The organism is Nodularia chucula CCY0103, assembly GCF_963923915.1.
GTDB classification, from domain to species: Bacteria; Cyanobacteriota; Cyanobacteriia; order Cyanobacteriales; family Nostocaceae; genus Nodularia; species Nodularia chucula.
Genome location: NZ_CAWUOL010000088.1, coordinates 1 through 21,300, shown reverse-complemented (window position 1 = coordinate 21,300; position 21,300 = coordinate 1). Strand labels below are relative to the sequence as shown.

Genomic DNA, 21,300 nt, shown 5'->3' with positions numbered 1-21,300 from the left:
CAATCCTCTCCTAGAATCCCACTGTCAATAGGGTTTGAGACGCGCTAACCCTGCCAGTGGAATGCACTTTCTAGAAACATCCAATGTTGGTAACTCTTATGGTGCGGCTTTGGGTGAAAAAAAACGAGAAATACCCAATGGATACCAAGAAGAATATACTACCCTGGGTGATCCTTACGGATTAGAACCAATCATCCCCACAATTGCACCCTTATTAGATGAAAAAGGTCAACCCATTCCCTACATAGCGAGTAACGACATCACTGTTTTTAGTATCTTTGACACAGGCACAGGAATAGTAACCAGCTATTATTTTGATACCACAAAACCCGATTCAGATGTAGTCAAATTTGATGAATTTGAATTGCAGTAAACCTGAGATTTCAGCCCATCCTCACACAGAATTAGTATTACCTAATTTTGGCATGATGGTAAACAAAATATCAAGTTTCTCGGTGTTCTCCGTGTCTCTGCGGTTCCTTAAAACCCACCAAAAAAAATATAGCCCCCATAGCAGGTTGTGATAAACTCTCAGCCAGAGAAAACAAAAAGGTACTAAAAATGACTAAACTGCGGGTGGGATTGCTATTTGGGGGACGTTCCGGGGAACATGAAGTTTCAATTAATTCAGCACGAGCGATCGCGCAAGCATTAAGTGCTGAACAAAATGCCAGCAAATACGAAATATTGCCTTTTTATATTCAGAAAAATGGTTGCTGGTTAGCCGGAGAACTAGCCCAAAAGATTCTAGCAACTGGTATTCCCCAGTTAGAACCGCAAAACTTGAACCCGTGGAAAATCCCTGATCAAGTCACAGAAGTAGAGGTTTGGTTTCCCATTCTCCACGGCCCCAACGGCGAAGATGGTACAATTCAGGGATTACTGACATTAATGCAAGTTCCCTTTGTCGGTTCCGGAGTATTAGGTTCAGCCTTGGGTATGGATAAAATCGCCATGAAAATGGTCTTTCAGCAAGCCGGATTACCCCAGGTAAAATACAAAGCCTTAACCAGAGCGCAAGTATGGTCAAATCCTTGTGTATTTCCTAAACTCTGCGATGAAATTGAAGCAGCATTAGACTATCCCTGTTTTGTCAAACCGGCCAACTTAGGTTCATCAGTGGGTATTACCAAAGTGCGATCGCGTTCCGAATTAGAAACAGCCCTAGATAATGCTGCTACTTACGATAGACGGATTATAGTCGAAGCAGGGGTACTGGCGAGAGAAGTAGAATGTGCCGTATTGGGTAATGATCAAACTCAAGCCTCTATCGTTGGAGAGATTACTTTCAACAGCGATTTTTACGATTATGAAACTAAATATACAGCCGGGCAAGCAGATTTACTGATTCCCGCCCCCATACCAGATACTGTGAGTCGTCAAATCCAAGATATGGCTTTACAAGCCTTTGCAGCTGTGGACGCTGCGGGTTTAGCTAGGGTAGATTTTTTCTATCTCGAAGCTACTGGAGAAATATTGATTAACGAAATCAACACCTTACCAGGCTTTACTGCTACTAGTATGTATCCCCAACTCTGGGCTAATAGTGGGGTTAGTTTTCCGGAACTAGTAGATCGGTTAATTCAATTAGCCTTAGAAAAATCTTCTAGTCAGAAATCCTCCTCAGAACCAAATTAACAATTCACTAAAATAGGCAATTTCAGCAAAAATTTGGGATTTGGTAGCCTAAATGACTGAAAAAAAAGCTACTAAATTCCGAAATATTGCTACGGATACCTGATGGCTGACTCGTCAAGTACAATCATTGCCTACAGGGGATCGGATCAATGTGAAAGTTATCATGGAACATACTCAAAGCCCACAGTATCCACCAAAGCCAATCAAAAGGCGCAAAAAGACTCAATCGAAATCCATCAGTAGTTCAAATATTTTTATCCATCTGCTGATACGTCATCCAGGGTTATTATTGACTGGGTTATTAACAATCCTGATGGGAAGTACAGCCGTAGCTTTGTATAGCTTAGTTTACGCAGGGAGTCCAGATCAGGTAGAACCAGAAGAAATCGCAGCTGTCGTTGAAACACCAATTACAACATCTTTTCCAGAGAAGAATCCCACACCATTATGGTTGGTATTTGCGATCGCCCTCAGTTGTGCTGGTGGTTGCTCGATGATTTTTAAATCAATAGACCGTCGACCCCAGGCTAAAAAAGTCCGCAAACCTATCAAAGTCTATACCTCAAAGCCTTTAACTATCAACTATTCTCCCAAATGGGAACCAAAGACTGTAAACCATCAGTCAGTTTTTGTACCACTGCAATCACCCAATCATATTACCCCTTGGAAAGCTGATTCACATTTATCGGCGAGGGTTATGTCACCACAACAGCCACAGGGAATAAATCACAGAAAAGAACCCTCAGTAAAGTTAATGGATATTCCTCCACAAACTTCTCTACCGACAATTTCACGCTAATATGCCTCTCAACGCTTTATAACTGTCCTCTCTACCCGAATGGTGCGCTCAGGGTAACTAGGGCATAGCAAAGCTCTGTCACCAGAGGGAATAATAGTGAAAATCCCTAATTACAAGGTTTTCATTACAGCGTTTCTCTATTTAGTGAGGTACAGGACCCTACCCCTTACGATGAAGGGGCTATCATATACCTTGTATGATTGGGAAACGCTATATCTATTTTTTTCCTAATCTTCGGAAATGAAAACTATTAACTCCAGAAATCAAGCGATAACCCAAATCTAAAAACCTGCCAAAATGGCAACAATAATCAGATTAACTGAGCTAAATTATAGAAGACAAAAAACAGAAGGGTTTTTGTTAATAGAGTTAATCAAGAATCAAATTACCTTGATAATTGATAACGGTTTTGATATTTAACCTTGGTATTTGTCGCGCCAGGAATATTAAATGTGTGTGGGCGTTGTCACTGATATACACATTAGCCCCCTAAAATAAAGGGCAGCGCTTAGACATATTCCTGAACACTACAGTGACAAATACCAGAGTGAGAGATTACAGGCGCTTGATATGCCTTCTCTCACTCTTTTTTTTATATTAGGCATTATTCCGAATAAGAGATTTGAGTTCATCAATAGTATAAGCTGGTTTTTTTCTATGAAGCATTGCGTGACAATTGGCACAGACTGGACGCAAATCTTTTATTGGATCAAGCTCATACTCTTTACCAATTTCTGATAATGGCTTTAAATGATGGACGTGGATATAACCTTCACTAATGACTCCGTATACCTTCTCAAAACTAAATTTACAAACCTGACATATTACGCCATAGTGTTCTATACATTTTTGTCTAGCACTAGGGTTACGTTCATAAACGTTGACTTTAATTAGTTTAGTCGCTCCTTCAAAATATGTTTCTGTTTCTGTTACTTCCTCTGCTAACCTAACTGGATTAACTTCATCTTCATCAATGAACTCCCAGATAATTTTTACGGGTGAACTTTTTTCAAAATATTTTGCTTTTCCTAAACCTATATATGTGAAAGGTTGTTGATTACTTGACCTGATAAATATATATTTTTTGACTTTTAGGTTAATCAAATTCTGAATTTCGGGCTGGTGTATTTTAGTATCATTTTTTGCAAACCAGATTAAATTATCTCCTATAAAGTGATTATTATAGTCATGACCTGTTCTACCAGGAATACCTATATTACAAAAAATAAAATAATCTCCTTCATGTCGTGTATAGCCTGTGTACCAATTACCACCTTTTGGTTCTTCTAGAAGCCCAATAATGCTAAATATATCTTTTCTTGTATAGGTTTTACCACAGACAAATTTATAGTTCATATTTTGTTACTGGAAGTAGAGAAATTACTTTAAATGGACATACAAAGTTTGTTGTAAAAAGATGGTAATTATATTGGAAGATATCAATTTATACTCACCTTGGCAACTTAAACTAGTACAGGCTTTCATCATTCCACCTTTTGCAACTGCGCTATTCTGGGGTCAATAATTTTCTGCCCCAAACTGGCAAATTTAATCGCTACAGATACTTTATTACTTTCGCCGAAGACGTGCGTAATTTCACCAATACCAAAGGATTTATGTAAGACGCGATCGCCTACTTGCCAATTATGGGGTGTATAGGGCTGACCGCCAGCTTTAGCAGCAGTTTTGGTCTGTGTATGACGGCCTTTATTCCCAGTATTTAATAGTTCTGCGGGTAATTCTTCGAGAAATTGCGATCGCATCGCCGGTTCACGATAACCATATAAGCGCCGTTCACGAGCGTGTGATATATACAACCGTTCTTGGGCGCGAGTAATACCGACATAACACAGGCGGCGTTCTTCTTCTAAGGATTCTGGATTACTCAGGGAACGATTGCCAGGAAATAGTCCCTGTTCTAAACCTACCAAAAAGACTACAGGAAATTCCAAACCTTTGGAAGCGTGCAGAGTCATTAAAGATACTGCTTTTTGCCCTTCCTTTAAATTATCCAAATCAGAACTAAGGGCGCTACTTTGCAGAAAGGCTGTCAAAGAAACATCTTCGCTTTCTTCTTGGAATTGCAGTACAGCGTTGTAAAGTTCCTGGACGTTTTGGATTCTGTCTTCAGCTTCATCTGTACCCTGATTATGCAAGTCTTTAATATAACCAGACTCGTCTAACAGGTTTTGTAAAAGTTCAGAAACTGGAACCGTTGCGGCTTGTTCTTTACAACTGTTGATCATTTGAGCAAAGTTATTCACAGCTTTAGTAGAACGTCCAGCTAATGTATTAACTGATGTTTCATCACTGAGTATTTCCCACAGGGTTGTGCCTAATTGCTGGGAAGCGTTAACTAAATTTTCAATGGTAGTTTTACCAATTCCCCGCCGGGGAGTATTAATCACTCGTAGTAAACTGACTGTATCAGCAGGATTGGCGATCGCCCTTAAATAAGCTATGACATCTTTAATTTCTTTGCGATCGTAAAACTTCATTCCTCCTACCACCGTATAAGGAATTTGATTTCTCACTAACAATTCTTCAAAAGGTCGAGATTGGGCGTTAGTACGATAAAGTATGGCAAAACTACCCCAATCTAACTCCGGATTTTGCTGTTCTAAAGTGCGAATTTGCCCAATCACAAACTCGGCTTCCTCAATTTCATTATCTGCTTTATGACAATAAATCTGCTCACCACTTCCCCGCGTCGGTTTAAGAACCTTATCAATGCGTTGAGTGTTATTTTCAATTAACTCATTAGCCGCTTGCAAAATATTCTCACAAGAGCGATAATTTTCCTCTAATTTCACCATCGAACGGGTATCATCATCAGATAAACCATCGCCGAAGTCTTGCTGAAATTCCAACAATATCGTGAAATCAGCCATTCTAAAACTATAAATCGACTGATCCGCATCACCCACCACAAACACCGAGCGATTTTGCCATTTCCATGCACTCTTGCTGTCTTCTCCATTAGTTACCAACAGCCGAATCAAATCATATTGAGTGCGGTTAGTATCTTGATATTCATCTACCAGGATATGACCAAACTTACGATGCCAATAATCTAAAACCTGCTCGTTTTGCTGAAATAATCTTGTCGGCACTAGAATTAAATCATCAAAATCGAGGGCATTATTTTCAGCTAACTTATCTTGATAGGAATTATAAACTTGAGCAATTACCCTTCCCCGATAATTTGGCTGTTCCCCCTCAAACTCCTGGGGTGAAAAACCTTGGTTTTTGGCGTTACTGATAGCGTAGCGCACCGAACGAGCATCAAATTTTTTATCGTCTAAATTTAGCTGTTTATTCACAATTTCTTTGATTAAGCTCAAGACATCGGCTTCATCAAAAATCGAAAAATTGCGCGTCCAACGTCTGCCTTTTTCGTCTTGGTACTTTTCGATATCAAAACGCAAAATTTTAGAAAATAAACTGTGAAAAGTGCCACACCATAAGTCTTTAATTGTATTTTTATAGACTTGCGATCGCAACTGCATTTGTTGATATTCCGTCAACAAATCAAATTTCTTACCATGTTTTCTCGTCGCCAAGTCTTCAGCAAATAGCCGTTGAATGCGTTCCTTCATCTCCCGTGCGGCTTTATTCGTGAAGGTGACAGCCAAAATATTCTCTGGATCTACACGGTGTTTAAGAATCAGGTTAGCAATTCGATAAGTCAGCGCCCGTGTTTTACCAGAACCTGCGCCAGCCACAACTAACAAGGGGCCGCAATAATGTTCCACAGCTTGACGTTGGCTGGGGTTAAGATGGCTGAGAAAGTCAATAGTTGTTGTCATAGCGGTGTAGATAGATCATCGACCACTTGCATATTAGCAGAATATACCGTCACGATTTGACGACAGACCCTTAGCAGGTGTTTGAAAAGTTTTGGGGGAATGTATAGCTGGGGAGTAGCGAGTAGGGAGTAGGGAGTAGGGAGTAGGGAGTGGGGAAAAAGGCTTTCGGTGTCTAACTTTTATGATCAGTTTAAGTCCTAACGTCTATGCATAGTGCTATAATTTATCCTCCGATACCACAAGTCCAAGTCTATTTAACCCGCGCAGGCGGGTTTGGTTTGTATGGCCGTGACTTCCAGTCGCCTGGGCTAGTAATAAATTAGATTTTACTTTTACTTAGTCTTCCATAGTGAGTGGCAGATGAACAGTGAAAGTAGACCCCACCCCCGGCTCACTTTGTACAAAAACTTCACCACCCATCATCTGACAAAAGTGGCGACTAATTGCTAAACCCAATCCCGTACCGCCATACTTTTTTGTTGTGGATGTATCCCCTTGGGTAAAAGGCTTAAATAACTGTTTTTGTTGACTTTCAGACATCCCAATTCCCGTATCAGCGACGCTGAAAGTAATTACATCCACAACATCTTCTGGTGTTAAGTCTGTGCTTTCTCTCTTCACTGTTAAAGTTACCTTGCCATTAGTGGTAAACTTGCCTGCATTGCTCAGTAAATTTAATAATACCTGCTGCATTCTAGTTTTATCGGCGTACATTATGCCAAGGTCTTGATCACAATAAACTTCCAGGATATTATTATTTTTATCGATAGTAGATTTCACAGTCAGCACTACATTATTAATCAGCTTGACAATCTCAAATCTCTCTGGATAAAGAGTCATTTTCCCGGCTTCAATTTTTGACAAGTCGAGAATCTCATTAATTAGTTCCAGGAGGTGTCTACCAGCAGAGTTAATGGTTTCTAAATCAGTGATAAAATCTCCCGATAAATCTAAATCCGTAGCGTCATCTTGCAACAGTTGACTCAAACCAATCACAGCATTTAATGGCGTGCGTAATTCGTGGCTGACGTTCGCTAAAAATAAACTTTTGGCTTTACTGGCTGCTTCTGCTAATTCCTTCGCTTGTTCTAGTTCTCTTGTCCGCTCAGATACACGTTCAATTAATCGATTCAGGGATTTAGCTAATAAACCAATTTCATCTTCAGTTGTCACCGGTGCGCGTAAATCAAAATTAGATTTTCTCGCCACTTGTTCAGCTACTTGAGTGACAGTAATTACTGGTTCTGCGATCGCCCGACTAGTACGCCAAGCCACAATAGCGGCGATCGCCACTGATACCAGCATACTCATGATCACAATAAATCTCTCAACCTTTTTAGCCTGATCTACATCTTTTTGCCGTTGTTGTTCTTGATTCTCGGCAATTTTGAGAATATTAGTCAATCTCAACGCCAGTTGCTCTAGCTGTATCGCCGTTTCACCACGCATAATTTCCAGCAACTGCTCTCTGACAAGTGCAGTTTGTTCTGGCTCTAAGTCCTCAGAGTCAATTTGCTGTAATACAGTTTCTATTTGGTCAACGTATAGTTGTAAGGTAGTACCATAATCTTGTAATAAAGCCTCTAAATTACCACCTTTCGCAGCTAATCTACTCGGTCTTGTCTCTATATATTGATTAATGTCTTGTTCTAAAGTTTTAGCTGTGTTAACACTCTTGATAAATTGCTCTTTTTTGTGGGATAATCTTAATGGATTTTCCACAACTGCGACTAAATTAGCACTATACAATTGTGCCTCTAACGCCGCATCTTTATAATTTGTCAGTAACTGTCGTTGCTCTTGGGCTTGATTGAATTGCCTGATTTCTCTACCTCTGTAGTAATTGGCAATTACCAACCCAGTCAGCGATCCAAAAAAGCCAATTCCAATAGCGACAAAATAACCATAACCAATTTTTTGATGTATGCGCCAGGAACTGGCTTTGAGTTTCCCGCGTGAAGGAAATTCTATAGTTGGGAGTTCATCCGTGGAAGGCTTTTCGGCTGACACTTTTTTGCTTTCTGAACTGCTGTCAACGGGGATTGGTTTTTGAGTTTGCATTTCTCAAACATTCTTACCCTTACGCAAAAAATATGACAGCATCAGTTTGATTTTGACGATCACATTGATTGATGATTAGCATTTAACATGATATTGTGTGATAAGAAGCTCAAAAAAATTCTGACTCAATAATTCTGATGAGTAAATGGGGTTTGAAGGCGGTAGAAGCCAAAATATCCCTGAGTAGTCAAACCTCGTCACCACTATAGCAGTTCTCACCTGAGTCAGATACACCGAAAAATTAATTCACCACAGAATAATGTTTTTCTCTTGATTTTTTCTGAGGATAGGAATTTGGAGATTTCAAGTTAAAGTTTTATAGCTGGGGAGTAGGGAGTGGGGAGTGGGGTAAAAGCCTTTCGGTGTCTAACTTTTATGATCAGTTTATGTCCTAATGTATATGCGTAGTGCTATAAGAAAATAGGGGCAACAAGTCGCCCCTGATACTTAATTTTCTTTTATTACTGACATTTTAAGCGATCGCTGTTGACAGGGACTGTGCGACTAATTGCTGCAACAATTCCGCCTTATCGGTACGTTCCCAAGGCAAATCTAAATCATTGCGCCCAAAGTGACCGTAAGCCGCGATGTCCTGATAAAAACGTCCGCCTCGTTCACTTGGTAAGTTCCGTAAATTGAAAACATGGATAATTCCTGCTGGACGTAGTTCAAACTGGTCTTTAACCAAATTCAGCAAAGTTTCATCATCCACTTTCCCAGTACCAAAAGTCTCTAGAAAAATGCTGACTGGTCGCGCCACACCAATGGCATAACTCAGCTGCACCTCACACTTTTGGGCTAACCCAGCTGCGACAATATTTTTCGCCATATAGCGCGCCGCATAAGCCGCAGAACGGTCTACCTTTGTGGGGTCTTTACCAGAAAAAGCGCCGCCACCATGTCGGGAATAACCACCGTAGGTATCAACAATAATTTTCCGTCCGGTGAGTCCAGAATCGCCTTGAGGTCCACCAATCACAAATTTGCCCGTGGGGTTGACCAAGAAACGTGTTTCCTGGCTTGGCTTCACCTCAATGTCACCAAAAACAGGTTCCACTACTACTGACCAGAGGTCTTCTTTAATCTTGGCTTGTATTGCTGCTTCCTCCGTAATTTCCCCGATACTTTCTGTATGCTGAGTGGAAATTAGAATGGTATCAATACCTACAGGATAACCGTCTTCATAAACCACAGTTACTTGTGTTTTGCCGTCCGGTCGCAGGTATGGTAACTTGCCTGTTTTGCGAACTGTTGTCAGTCGTCGCGCCAAGCGATGAGCCAAACTAATGGGTAAAGGCATCAATTCTGGTGTTTCGTTGCAGGCAAAGCCAAACATTATACCTTGATCACCCGCACCCACAGCGTCGAATAGTTCATCACTATTTTCTTGCCGTGTTTCTTGGGCGGTATTGACACCTTGGGCGATATCGGGCGATTGTTCATCCAAGGCTACGAGAACACTAGCGCTGCTGGCAGAAAAGCCGTTAACAGCATCGGTGTAGCCAATTTCGGCTATCTTTTTCCGAGCCAGGTTAACATAATTCACATTAGCTTTGCTGGTAATTTCACCAGTAATTAGTACCAAACCAGTATTAACTACTACCTCAGCCGCCACACGACTGCTGGGATCTTCTGTCAGTAAGGTATCAAGAATTGTATCAGAAATTTGATCGCAAATCTTGTCTGGATGACCTTCTGTAACTGATTCGGAGGTAAATAAATAGCGTCTAGACAAAGAGAAATCCTCCTGTTCAAAAATTGTCACTGGCTAAATTTTTGTGATTTATTTAGTTCAGCAACTAATGTATGAAATCATAACAACATTTCTGCGATTTTTTAAAAGTTACATATTGAGATGTTTATTTTATAGATCAAATAAGATTTAATGACTCCGATGTTGCACCATTTTCCATTACCATAGCGAGGATCTGAACAAGGCCGGACAGAAATCGCAGTCAAGCTAATGGTGCAGTATGGGTGATTAGCTGAATATTGTTTTTGATATAAAAAAGGGGGAAACCCAGAAGTACCCCCGAAAGCTGCGATCGCAGCATCCCTTACGAGTCGTGATGCGTAAAGCCCCCATGTTTTTAACCGGGGGATAGTCAATTAAACTTCAACAGCGAGTTTTGCTTCCTTGGATGTCAACTGCTCGTAGGCTGCACGCATCTTCAAACCTGTCAACACTTGGAATAAACCAGTTCCATTATTGGAACCTGGATACTCGCGGTGTTGCAGTAGCAAGTGAGTCATCTCACCTTCATACTTCGTCGATGTCTTGCTGAGATGGGTTTCGATATAAATCACTTCATCCAGGTTATCGAATTGACCATCTATTTCTAGGACTGAGACGTAGCGACCGTAGTAGACATCAGAACCATAATAAACCTGCATACCAGGGTATGAACAAGTTAATTTCCGTCCGCAAGGAGTCCAATTAATTGTTGATCCTTCATCGAACAAGTAGCTAGGCTCAAAACCTTCTTTGTCTTCACGTTGGAGCATACGTACTCTCAACACCTTCCGTTCTGTATCGTTTTTAATCAGGTTTGTCGGCAGTACCTGAAGAACGACATCAGCATATTCTCTTTGTGGCTCAATGAATTTATCAAAATCCGGTTTACGAGAATTAATTTGAGCGAGAACATCTTCATAACGGTGTCCCCTTTCCGCCATATCTCGTTGGATCTTCCAGGCAATTTTGACTTCATCACTAATGTCAAAATATACACTAAAGTCAATGAGTTCTCTTACCCTTTCATCATATAAAGGATGTAAACCTTCCACCACGATAATATGATTTGGCTCGATACGTTCTGGAGGATCAATCATGCCGGTTTCGTGGTTATAAATCGGCTTATCAATTGCTTGACCTGCTTTCAGGGCTTTGATTTGCTCATACATGAGGTCAAAATTGTTAGCTCTGGGGTCAAGTGCAGTTATCCCAGTTTCTTTGCGCTGTTTGCGATCTAAAGAATGATAGTCATCTAAACAGATGACAGTCATAAATTCTTCACCAAATAAATCTATTAAACGACGCAAAAAGGTAGATTTACCGCATCCAGAGTCTCCGGCTACTCCAATCAATACCACGCGTTCCGGCTTAGTTGTCATAAATTTCCTCTAAATACTAAATGTGTCAATGAATATTTTTTCACCAAAACCTCCGCATTGGGGAAGCTCCTGGCTTTAAACATGGGGATAAGGCGCGGGTGAATTTATTTACCGTCTCCCTTTCGGGTTTGGACAAGCTCCAGGAGTAGTACTTACCCATTGGCCTATCTGGGAATCACCTTGCCACTCCAGTAATCTTAGCTTTGCTAATGTTTAAGGTCCGTACTTTCCCAACGACACTGATTTAACCCCTGTCAGCCTCTTTAATCCTTTGGTTCCAGAGTAGGGGAATAACAATGCATCCCTGATAGGTCTTGAATACTAGCCCTTAAACCTAGTCAGTTAAGACTAAATCGCTGGTCAGATTAGGACTTTTTCAAGCCCCCGACTAAAGCCGTGGGGTTTCTGACACAGAAGATTTTGCAACCAGGAGTTTACCCCATTGGTAGATCCTGTGTTTTTGCTACTCAGCAAGGCTATGGAATATCTAGATGGGCAGACAACCTTATAGTTGTGTCTCATCTAACTAACATTTAATTCCTTGCTGGCTGGTAAGTATTTAATCCTAGTAGTGTATTTGATTTTAACAGAAGGGGGTATTTTATAACAAGATTTGCTCTAGGAAAGAATCTATAGGACTCGTCTTTAATTTTTCTGGGTGTAGCCTGGGCTATGGGCTGAAAATATCCGCATTCAGACAACAAGCTTTTACCCCACTCCCCAGGTATAATTTGTTTGCTAATTCAAATTGTTTGATTTAGAAAATTGGAATTAGCAGCCAGTGATATAATAAGTCCTGTAAGTAAGAATCACCATCAGCGTGTTGAAATATCCTAGTACGGAGCAATCCCGGCGACAGACATATCAGGCTAACCTGAACAGTTAATCAGCAAATAAAGACAGGATGTTGAGCGTAGCTACTGGGCTAGATGATGGATTCGGAAAGCAAAAAAAGTTGAAAGTCAGCGCTATGACCATAACTTTCCTTGAGGGAGTTGTTTTGAGCGTTTAGGGTGTTTTCACCAACACCATTGAAAGTTCTTTTGTGGACTCTTCAAAAATCCCCTTTCTTTTAGCTGGGGAATATAAAAAGTCATTGTATCTTTCCCTGTGGGTGGTTGAAAGCTATTTCTTTGATAGGAGTAGCGGTTCACGAAAAAAAGATTAAACTGACTCATTATTAACATTCTGCCAAAGACTTATCCTTTACCGTAAAAGGTGAACAGGTGTGTTTTTTGCTATCCTTGCTTGTCTTTGGTGAGTGAACCCAGTAGGGCATTAGATCATGATGCCGCTTTCCTAAATAACCAGTTTTGGTACAGGAAAATCCGATAAACTAAAACTGGCAAAAGGAAAGAATTTTTTTGATAAACGGTTAAGTAAAAATCGGAGTGTTAGAACGAATGTACAATCAAGGTGCTGTTGAGGGTGCTGCCAACAGAGAATTAGGTAGCCGCGTCTTCGTTTACGAAGTGGTGGGTCTGCGCCAAAACGAAGCAACTGATCAAACAAACTACCCAATTCGTAACAGTGGCAGTGTGTTCATCAGAGTACCTTACAACCGCATGAATCAAGAAATGCGACGGATCACTCGCCTGGGCGGCAAAATTGTTAGTATCCAGTCTGTAAGTACTCTAGAACAACTTAATGGTAAAGCCTCTAGTAAGAGTGCTGAAAACAACAAGGAGTCTTTAGTTACAACTGAAAAAGCTGCTGACAGTGATAGCAATGGTAAGGCTACACCTGTGAATGCTAGTGGTGAAGTGAAAGGCTTTGCTAAACCACCAGCTGAAGAACAGCTGAAAAAGAAGGACAAAAAAGGCAACACCATGACTCAAGGGAAAGCCAAAAAAGGCGCTGACGTTCCTGTCAATATCTACCGCCCTAATGCTCCATTTCTTGGTAAGTGTATATCTAATGAACCGTTGGTTAAAGAAGACGGGATTGGTAGTGTTCAGCACATCAAGTTTGACCTATCCGGCGGTGATTTGAAATACGTAGAAGGTCAAAGTATTGGGATTATTCCACCAGGTGTAGATAAGAACGGTAAGCCGGAAAAACTGAGACTGTATTCCATTGCTTCCACCCGTCATGGCGATGATGTGGATGATAAAACTGTATCTCTGTGCGTCCGCCAATTGGAGTATAAGCACCCAGAAACAGGGGAAACAGTGTACGGTGTTTGTTCTACTCACCTGACTCAACTAAAACCGGGTGCAGAGGTGAAAATCACTGGCCCGGTGGGTAAGGAAATGTTGCTACCTGAAGATCCAGAAGCCAAAGTGATTATGTTGGCCACTGGAACAGGTATTGCTCCCATGCGAGCTTACCTGTGGCGGATGTTTAAGGATGCAGAAAGAGCCGCTAACCCAGAGTACCAGTTTAAAGGATTTTCTTGGTTAATATTTGGTGTTCCCACCAGTCCGAACATCTTATATAAGGAAGAATTGGAAGAAATGCAGGCCAAGTATCCTGATAACTTCCGTCTGACCTATGCTATCAGCCGGGAACAAAAAAATCCCCAAGGTGGCAGAATGTATATCCAAGACCGTGTAGCAGAACACGCTGATGAATTGTGGAAGTTAATTAAAGAGGAAAACACTCACACTTACATCTGCGGTTTGCGTGGTATGGAAGGCGGGATTGATGAAGCTCTGACTGGTGCTGCTGCTAAGGAAGGAGTGGTCTGGAGTGATTATCAGAAGGAACTGAAGAAGGCTCATCGTTGGCACGTAGAAACTTATTAAGTTAGTCCATTGCCTTTAGTAATTATTATGAAGGCGACTAACAAACATAAAAACATAATAAGTGGGGTGGGTGAACAACCCACCCTACAATTGTTTTATATGGATCTCAGAAAATAGGGTGCAAAATTTGTGGGAGTGAAACTAGGTATATTAGGTTTAGGCACTGTTGGCACAGGTACGGTGCAGTTACTGCAAGATGTGGTGGGACGTAATCCGTTATTGCAGGAAATAGAAATTTATCGGGTGGGAGTGCGATCGCTTGCTAAAATTCGGGATGTAGAATTACCAGCCGATGTCTTAACTACAGATTTAGAGTCTATTGTCAATGATCCAGCGGTGGATATTGTCGTGGAGTTGATGGGTGGACTGGAACCAGCGCGATCGCTGATTCTCCAAGCTTTAAATAATGGTAAACACGTTGTCACCGCCAATAAAGCGGCGATCGCCCGTTTTGGTGCAGAAATCTTTACGACTGCCAACCAAGCCGGGGTATATGTGATGTTAGAAGCGGCTGTAGGCGGAGGGATTCCAGTAATTCAACCCCTAAAGCAGTCCTTAAGCGTTAACCGTATTCATACTATTACAGGCATCGTTAACGGTACAACAAATTACATCCTCACCAGGATGCAAACCGAAGGTAGCAACTTCAGTGATGTCTTAGCTGATGCCCAAAAGTTAGGTTACGCCGAAGCTGACCCCACGGCTGATGTAGACGGTTTAGATGCAGCAGATAAAATTGCTATTCTGGCATCACTAGGCTTTGATGGACGCATCAATTTAGAAGATGTCTATTGTGAAGGCATTAGGCAAGTCAGTAAGACAGATATTACCTACGCCGAAAAATTGGGATTTGTGATTAAATTGTTAGCGATCGCCAAACAAGAAACATCCTCATCTTCCCTCTCCGTCAGAGTTCATCCCACCTTAGTACCCAAATCCCATCCATTAGCCAGCATTAACGGTGTTTATAATGCCATTCTGGTCGAAGGAGAACCCATAGGGCAGGTCATGTTTTTTGGACCCGGTGCAGGTGCAGGTGCAACAGCTAGTGCCGTCGCCTCAGATATCTTGAACTTAGTTGCTGTTCTCAAAACCAGTACAACTAACCCCAATCCACTATTAACCTGTGGACACCAAGATTACTGTGAAATTGCCCCCATCACCGAACTAGTCACTAGATTCTATGCCAGATTCCTCACCAAAGACCAACCTGGAGTCGTAGGTAAATTAGGTACTTGCTTTGGTAACTATGGCGTGAGTTTAGAGTCAGTCGTCCAAACAGGCTTTCAGGGAGGACTAGCAGAAATTGTTGTTGTCACTCACGACGTGCGAGAAGGCGATTTTCGGCAAGCTCTAGCAGAAATGGAGAACTTAGAAGCGATAGATAGTATTCCCAGTTTACTGCGCGTCTTGTAAATAGGCTGAGAAATTGCCAGTAGACAAGGTAGAACGGCATAAAGTGCAGGGTTAAGGGGGAAGACTTTGGGCGAGTGCGACAATCTTCTCCCTCTTCTTCCCAACTTCCCCACATCCCTTTAATTGCGAAATTATACATAAAAGCTATGTATTATAAAGAATAGCCTCTACCTCAAGAACATGGAACCTTTAACTACTGCTGCGATCGCCATTGGCTCTGTAGTCGCCACCAAAGCCTTAGAAAAAACAGGCGAAAAGGTAGGCGAAGTTTTATGGGATAAAACTGGTCAATTTCTTGTCAAGCTGAGAAAACACTATCCTCAAACTGTAGTTGCTATTGAGAAAGCACCAGAACAACCCCTAGATTATGGTACAGCTTTAATTGATGTAGAATCTGCGGCGCAGGCTGATCCGGAAGTGGCACAAGCTGCACAGGAATTGGCAGCAGCAGCAAAAGCAGAAACACCATCCAATTTGAATGAAATTCTTATAGAAATAGCAGAAGCACTTAAATCTCAATCTCCAACAAATCAGACCAGGATTGAAAGCATCGAGAAGATTGTTAACTTTGCTCAGAGAGATATTAATATTCAAAGCCAAACCATAAATCTTTGACTGAAGCCGTCCGTCGGGGAACGGATAAAGTTAACTCCCACAAAATATATCCCTTATCGTGGTTCTGTTCATTTTGTCGGACGTGAACAGGAACTGACACAAGTGCATGAAGACTTGCAGCGTGGAAATTATGTGGCAATTTCAGGGATGGGAGGGGTAGGTAAAACCGAATTAGCTACCCAATACGCCAAAGGATATCAAGATAATTATGGCGGTATTGCTTGGTTCAATGATCGCAACAGTAATCTTCCTGCTGAAATTTTGGAATTTTTTCAGATCAAGCTTGGTTTGGAGATTCCCCAAAAACTAGGGGGAAAATTGTTAAGCCTAAAAGAACAAGTTGCTTGGTGTTGGTCTAGATATCCTGACTCTACCTCGCCTATATTAATTGTCTTCGATGATGTCACAGACTTAGCTAATCTCCGCCAAGTCTTACCCGAAGACCAACGCTTTCGCGTTTTGGTGACAACTACACCACGAATTTTAGACCCGAATTTTATTCAAGAGATACCTTTAGATGTTCTGTCTCCAGAAAAAGAACCAGGGAAAGCATTAGAACTGTTAAACCGATTGTTAGGAAACAGAGACAGGCGAGTTGAAACTCAATTAGAAGCTGCAACTGCAATATGTGATTCTCTGGAATATTTACCTTTGGGGATAGAGTTAGTCGGAGGTTATTTAGTACGCGACCCAGGACTATCTCTGAATACAATGTTGGAGAGATTACAAACCCAAAAATTAGCTGAAATATCTTTACAGCGAGAGCCAGATTCAACCATTGGTGAAGCGCAACTGGGAGTCAAAGCAGCGTTTAGCTTAACTTGGGAAAAACTCGACCCCCTCACACAACAATTAGGAAAATTTTTGAGTTTATTTGCTCCCCAACAGATTCTTTGGGATTTGGTGAATTGGGTGGCGACAGATGGCGGGAAAGCAGAAGATGAAGCAGCAAAACAACTAACTTGGTCACAAGAGGAAATAAACGCAGCGAAAAAGCAACTTTACGCACGTAATTTGCTGCAACTGGTAAAAGCCACAGAAGGAGAATATTATAAAATTCATGCTTTAGTGCGGTGGTTCTTGCAAGAACAGTTAACTAATTCTGGGGAAATAAAATCAGTTTTAGAAACAACTTTTGCTTCTGCCATGATAACCGTAGCTCAAAGCCTTCCCCAGTCATCAACTTCTAAGGATATCAAACGTGTCAAGGATGTTGTTCACCATATTGAAGACTTGGGAAATAGGGTAATTGCTGACATTAAGCCAGCAGGAGAAGCACATATAAATTCCCCAGCATCAGTTCCCAAAGATGAAGTGATTGGGATATTTGTAGGAGTAAGCAGATTTTATGAGGGACAAGGACTATATCAATTAGCAGAACCTTGGTATGACAAATGTGTCAATGTTTGCCAAGCTTTATTTGTCGGCGACCATCCTGATGTGGCTACTAGCTTGAACAATTTAGCTCTACTATACAACAATCAAGGGCGGTACATTCAAGCCGAACCCCTCTACAAAAAAGCCTTGGAGATGAAACAGCGCTTGTTTGCCGACGACCATCCTGATGTCGCTACTAGCTTGAACAATTTAGCTGCACTCTACAACAATCAAGGGCGGTACAGTCAAGCCGAACCCCTCTTCATTCAAGCCTTGGAGATGAGACAGCGCTTGTTTGGCGGCGACCATCCCAATGTGGCTACTAGCTTGAACAATTTAGCTGCACTATATCGTAGTCAAGGGTGTTACAGTCAAGCCGAACCCCTCTTCATTCAAGCCTTAGAGATGAGACAGCGCTTGTTTGGCGGCGACCATCCCAATGTGGCTACTAGCTTGAACAATTTAGCTGCACTATATCGTAGTCAAGGGTGTTACAGTCAAGCCGAACCCCTCTACAAAAAAGCCTTAGAGACGAGACAGCGCTTGTTTGCCGGCGACCATCCCAATGTGGCTACTAGCTTGAACAATTTAGCTTTTCTCTACAACAGTCAAGGGCGGTACAGTGAAGCCGAACCCCTCTACATTCAAGCCTTGGAGATGACACAGCGTTTGTTTGCCGGCGACAATCCTGATGTGGCTACTAGCTTGAACAATTTAGCCGGACTCTACGATAGTCAAGGGCGATACAGTAAAGCCGAACCTCTCTACATTCAAGCCTTGGAGATGTGTCAACGGGTTTTTGGAGTTAATCATCCCACTACAGCGAAAATTAGAAAAAACTTGGCAACTCTGCGACAACAGTTAACTCCCATTGCTACTTGGAAACGTCGGCTCAATCAGTTTCTACAAATCTTACTGGGTATTGTAACTTTACCGTTTGATTTACTTTGGCAATTCGCTAAGAAAATAATTCGTAATTAAAGGATTGGATTGGGCGATCGCCTATATTCTACAAGTCCCTGAGCCAGTGCGAGTTCGCTTGGCTGCACTATCGGCGATGATCGTCTTTTACAATGAGAGTGTAAATTCTCTTTACGTCTATGAACTTTCCTTCCCAACTCCAGCAAAAAATTGAAAAATGGGCAAGCACTCAAGGAATATCCACTGAAGAATTTATTTTGCAAGCCATTACAGAAAAAATTGCGGCTCTAAGTCAGCAACAGCCTAAAGAACATACTCAACTAAACACTGAAATGACTAATTTATTGCCGATTAACCAAGCAAACGTCTATCGTAAAGAAGGCATTTTAGTTGTAGAAGCAGAATTACCAGCAAACTTTGATATTAATACCTTTATAGATGAATTGAGAGAAGAACGTATTCAGGATCAAATAATTTGATGAAAGTCTTGTTTGATACTTCTGTCTTAGTTCCGGCATTAATTGTCAATCACCCGCAACATTCGATTTGTTTTACCAAGATTCAATCTGCAAAATCAGGACAAATTCAAGGTTTTATCTCAACTCACAGTTTAGCTGAAACATATTCTGTGATCACACGCTTACCCATACAGCCGCGTATTAGTCCGGAACAAGCTCAAACCATTGTGGTGGAGATATCACAGTATTTAGAAGCAGTTCCACTAGCTGTCAATGATTATCAGGCTGCGATTGCTCAAATGGCAACCTTAAACCTTCCTGGTGGTGGTATTTTTGATGCTTTAATTGCTCAAGCTGCTTTAAAAGCCAAGGTAAATGTCCTTATGACGCTAAATCCAAGTCACTTTACTCGTTTAGGAAATGCGATCGCTAATATTGTTCAAGTACCTGAGTAAATGTGTAAACGTGTAGGAGTTTGTTTTTAGACATCGCCTATATTCTACAAGTTCCTGAGTCAGTGCGATCGCCTGAATTGATCACTGATAAAAAAAGACGCTCAAAGAGCGCCTTAACATACATAAATTATAGCTTTTGTCAACGGCTACATTGAAGATATTAAGCTTCTGGAATATTTTTGCCGACAACTTGCGATTTCAGTGTTGTGATTTCACTCGTTAGCTCTTTGCGAGTCGAGGCTTTGAGCAAATAGCGGTACACAAACCAAGCAGAGTAACCAATACCAATCAATTCAAAGGTCGGTGCTACTAAAGGAATATCATTCAACGAGTCTAATACAGCCAAGAGTACCTTAACAGAAACAATTGCGCCGACAATTAAACCAACACTCACCAGGGGCTGCTTATATTGATTAAAAAAGCCTCCCAGATAGTCGGGGAGTGTCGCTAAAAAAGCAGAAACTTGTTCACCGTATTTTTGCCATTGCTCTTGAGACTGCACAGGACGCTGGAGTTTGGTAATGCTTCCTGTTTGGTGGTTGATGTCTGGTACTGCTGTCTCTTTAGATTTGGTTTCTGTAAATTCCGGTTCTTGCATTTTCACTCCTATAAATTTAACAGTTGAGTTGATCTAATCCGGACAATGACGACCCAAAGGCCTTTGGTTAGAGAATGGACAAGGGCTTGAATACAAATGGCTTTTGTTCACAAAATGGTTTAGTGTCCTATAACCATAATTTCCTCATCGGCTCGACTACATCAACTACAAGGTAGACAGTCAGTGTGAGGATAGAAGGCAGAAAGCAGGAAAATATATTCAAATCAGCTTTCTGATTTCTGGATTTTGTAAATCAAATGGAATACTCAAGCTGTGATTATCCCATATCCATTCAGGTCAGCTATCCCAAGGGTAGGCACTAAGCCACTGATCTTAAGAGCGGAGTTTTGACAATCCTACTCAACTCAAACAAAAATCATGTCAAAATCAGACTACCTCACATTTATACAAGTTTAAACGCCGATTTTAACTGATATTAAAGCTATCTTAAGCCCTGTTCGTCAATTAAGTCATTGATCATTAAGTTTAATCTGTAATCCAAGTTTTTGTGTATTCAAATATACTAATTTTTATGAGATATTATGATATTGAAAATTTTAAAATAGCAGGAAATTGTTGTTTAATTAAACATCCTCAAGGAAAACTAACCCAACTATTGGAAGGATATTAACAACTTGAAAACCTTCATTAGTTAGGTCTGAGATTAAGCCAAGTGATAACATCATTTACGCTCACCCGCTTAATATTTTGACTAGTCCAGCCAAATTTCTATTTTCCTTAACTTCCCTATAGATGCCCTAGTCCCAGTCGGGGAACATATCTGCTGCATCTCCACCAATACCTATACCAGTGTGATAGATTTCAGCATCAGTGATAATCATATCATTCATTGATGCTCCATATACATTGGAGTCATAAATTGTAGCGCCTGTCAGATTTGCAGCGTTAAGATTAGCTGCTTTAAAATTAACGTTGGTTAGAAAAGCCGAAGTTAAGTTTGCACCTTTCAAATTGGCGTTAGTTAAGTCTGCACCTTCAAGGTTTACCCCCTCTAGGTTAGCGCCAGAAAGATTTGCACCCCGTAAGTCAGCACCAATTAAATGAGCGCCTCTGAGGTTAACTCCTGATAAATCGCACTGAACACATCCTCTAGTCAAATGTAGCCTTTGTAAATCCTGGGGATTACCAGCTTTCACTGAGCCAGTAAAAATTAGGGGAGTTGCTAAGGCTAAAGCCGCAAATAGCTTAATTTTCATATTTTTCCCCTTGGTAATTAACTAGGACTTACGCATTGACAAAAGACATCACCTATACACTCTAGTTCATGCGAT

Annotated in this window: 15 protein-coding genes and 1 pseudogene; 9 read left to right on the top strand and 7 right to left on the bottom strand. The window is 41.2% G+C overall.

The features are described 5' to 3' along the window. Positions 1–55 precede the first annotated feature (55 nt). From ACM0OP_RS19355 to ACM0OP_RS19345, 3 genes and pseudogenes are all read left to right on the top strand, one after another. A pseudogene (locus tag ACM0OP_RS19355) lies at positions 56–373 on the top strand (metallophosphoesterase); the annotation flags it as partial. 188 nt (positions 374–561) lie between these two features. Beyond that, positions 562–1,638 (top strand): D-alanine--D-alanine ligase family protein, encoded by a 1,077-nt coding sequence (locus ACM0OP_RS19350; protein ID WP_414530051.1) that lies wholly within the window; start codon positions 562–564, stop codon positions 1,636–1,638. Between the two features lie 163 nt (positions 1,639–1,801). After that, the gene (locus ACM0OP_RS19345) at positions 1,802–2,437 is read left to right on the top strand and encodes a hypothetical protein (RefSeq protein ID WP_414530050.1); all 636 of its coding nucleotides are present in this window, start codon (positions 1,802–1,804) and stop codon (positions 2,435–2,437) included. Positions 2,438–3,034: 597 nt separating this feature from the next. Here ACM0OP_RS19345 and ACM0OP_RS19340 read toward each other — a convergent pair. From ACM0OP_RS19340 to ACM0OP_RS19320, 5 genes are all read right to left on the bottom strand, one after another. Beyond that, positions 3,035–3,793 (bottom strand): DUF3427 domain-containing protein, encoded by a 759-nt coding sequence (locus tag ACM0OP_RS19340; protein WP_414530049.1) that lies wholly within the window; start codon positions 3,791–3,793, stop codon positions 3,035–3,037. 128 nt (positions 3,794–3,921) lie between these two features. Further along, positions 3,922–6,246: a DNA helicase PcrA gene (gene pcrA / locus ACM0OP_RS19335; protein ID WP_414530048.1), complete on the bottom strand. Its 2,325-nt coding sequence runs from the start codon at positions 6,244–6,246 to the stop codon at positions 3,922–3,924. 336 nt (positions 6,247–6,582) lie between these two features. Continuing rightward, positions 6,583–8,307 (bottom strand): sensor histidine kinase, encoded by a 1,725-nt coding sequence (locus ACM0OP_RS19330; RefSeq protein WP_414530047.1) that lies wholly within the window; start codon positions 8,305–8,307, stop codon positions 6,583–6,585. A 472-nt stretch (positions 8,308–8,779) separates the two neighbouring features. Continuing rightward, entirely contained in the window at positions 8,780–10,042 is a 1,263-nt protein-coding gene (gene metK, locus ACM0OP_RS19325; RefSeq protein ID WP_414530054.1) for a methionine adenosyltransferase, read from the bottom strand. Positions 10,043–10,416: 374 nt separating this feature from the next. Further along, positions 10,417–11,421: a phosphoribulokinase gene (locus ACM0OP_RS19320; RefSeq protein WP_414530046.1), complete on the bottom strand. Its 1,005-nt coding sequence runs from the start codon at positions 11,419–11,421 to the stop codon at positions 10,417–10,419. A gap of 1,403 nt (positions 11,422–12,824) precedes the next feature. Here ACM0OP_RS19320 and petH point away from each other — a divergent pair. From petH to ACM0OP_RS19290, 6 genes are all read left to right on the top strand, one after another. Beyond that, positions 12,825–14,168: a ferredoxin--NADP reductase gene (gene petH / locus ACM0OP_RS19315; protein WP_414530053.1), complete on the top strand. Its 1,344-nt coding sequence runs from the start codon at positions 12,825–12,827 to the stop codon at positions 14,166–14,168. 129 nt (positions 14,169–14,297) lie between these two features. After that, complete coding sequence (locus tag ACM0OP_RS19310) at positions 14,298–15,584, top strand: homoserine dehydrogenase (protein ID WP_414530045.1); 1,287 nt, start codon at positions 14,298–14,300, stop codon at positions 15,582–15,584. A 180-nt stretch (positions 15,585–15,764) separates the two neighbouring features. After that, entirely contained in the window at positions 15,765–16,199 is a 435-nt protein-coding gene (locus tag ACM0OP_RS19305; protein WP_414530044.1) for a hypothetical protein, read from the top strand. 102 nt (positions 16,200–16,301) lie between these two features. Further along, positions 16,302–18,557: a tetratricopeptide repeat protein gene (locus ACM0OP_RS19300; RefSeq protein ID WP_462362468.1), complete on the top strand. Its 2,256-nt coding sequence runs from the start codon at positions 16,302–16,304 to the stop codon at positions 18,555–18,557. 119 nt (positions 18,558–18,676) lie between these two features. Then, a complete protein-coding gene (locus tag ACM0OP_RS19295; protein ID WP_414530043.1) occupies positions 18,677–18,976 on the top strand; it encodes a hypothetical protein in 300 nt (99 codons plus the stop codon). Beyond that, complete coding sequence (locus tag ACM0OP_RS19290) at positions 18,976–19,410, top strand: type II toxin-antitoxin system VapC family toxin (RefSeq protein WP_414530042.1); 435 nt, start codon at positions 18,976–18,978, stop codon at positions 19,408–19,410. Before ACM0OP_RS19295 ends, ACM0OP_RS19290 begins: the two co-directional genes overlap by 1 nt. 160 nt (positions 19,411–19,570) lie before the next feature. Here the strand turns inward: ACM0OP_RS19290 and ACM0OP_RS19285 are convergent, their stop codons facing one another. Continuing rightward, positions 19,571–20,008 (bottom strand): CAAD domain-containing protein, encoded by a 438-nt coding sequence (locus tag ACM0OP_RS19285; RefSeq protein ID WP_414530041.1) that lies wholly within the window; start codon positions 20,006–20,008, stop codon positions 19,571–19,573. 758 nt (positions 20,009–20,766) lie between these two features. Beyond that, positions 20,767–21,225 carry a pentapeptide repeat-containing protein gene (locus tag ACM0OP_RS19280; RefSeq protein ID WP_414530040.1) on the bottom strand — a complete coding sequence of 153 codons (459 nt, stop codon included), beginning with the start codon at positions 21,223–21,225 and terminating at the stop codon, positions 20,767–20,769. Positions 21,226–21,300 lie beyond the last annotated feature (75 nt).

What these genes read in the sequence shown, in the direction of transcription:
- ACM0OP_RS19285 (WP_414530041.1), bottom strand. Translation starts at nt 20,008, where the DNA reads ATGCAAGAACCGGAATTTACAGAAACCAAATCTAAAGAGACAGCAGTA.
- pcrA (WP_414530048.1), bottom strand. Translation starts at nt 6,246, where the DNA reads ATGACAACAACTATTGACTTTCTCAGCCATCTTAACCCCAGCCAACGT.
- ACM0OP_RS19295 (WP_414530043.1), top strand. Translation starts at nt 18,677, where the DNA reads ATGAACTTTCCTTCCCAACTCCAGCAAAAAATTGAAAAATGGGCAAGC.
- ACM0OP_RS19305 (WP_414530044.1), top strand. Translation starts at nt 15,765, where the DNA reads ATGGAACCTTTAACTACTGCTGCGATCGCCATTGGCTCTGTAGTCGCC.
- ACM0OP_RS19330 (WP_414530047.1), bottom strand. Translation starts at nt 8,307, where the DNA reads ATGCAAACTCAAAAACCAATCCCCGTTGACAGCAGTTCAGAAAGCAAA.
- ACM0OP_RS19290 (WP_414530042.1), top strand. Translation starts at nt 18,976, where the DNA reads ATGAAAGTCTTGTTTGATACTTCTGTCTTAGTTCCGGCATTAATTGTC.
- ACM0OP_RS19340 (WP_414530049.1), bottom strand. Translation starts at nt 3,793, where the DNA reads ATGAACTATAAATTTGTCTGTGGTAAAACCTATACAAGAAAAGATATA.
- ACM0OP_RS19280 (WP_414530040.1), bottom strand. Translation starts at nt 21,225, where the DNA reads ATGAAAATTAAGCTATTTGCGGCTTTAGCCTTAGCAACTCCCCTAATT.
- ACM0OP_RS19320 (WP_414530046.1), bottom strand. Translation starts at nt 11,421, where the DNA reads ATGACAACTAAGCCGGAACGCGTGGTATTGATTGGAGTAGCCGGAGAC.
- ACM0OP_RS19350 (WP_414530051.1), top strand. Translation starts at nt 562, where the DNA reads ATGACTAAACTGCGGGTGGGATTGCTATTTGGGGGACGTTCCGGGGAA.
- ACM0OP_RS19345 (WP_414530050.1), top strand. Translation starts at nt 1,802, where the DNA reads ATGGAACATACTCAAAGCCCACAGTATCCACCAAAGCCAATCAAAAGG.
- petH (WP_414530053.1), top strand. Translation starts at nt 12,825, where the DNA reads ATGTACAATCAAGGTGCTGTTGAGGGTGCTGCCAACAGAGAATTAGGT.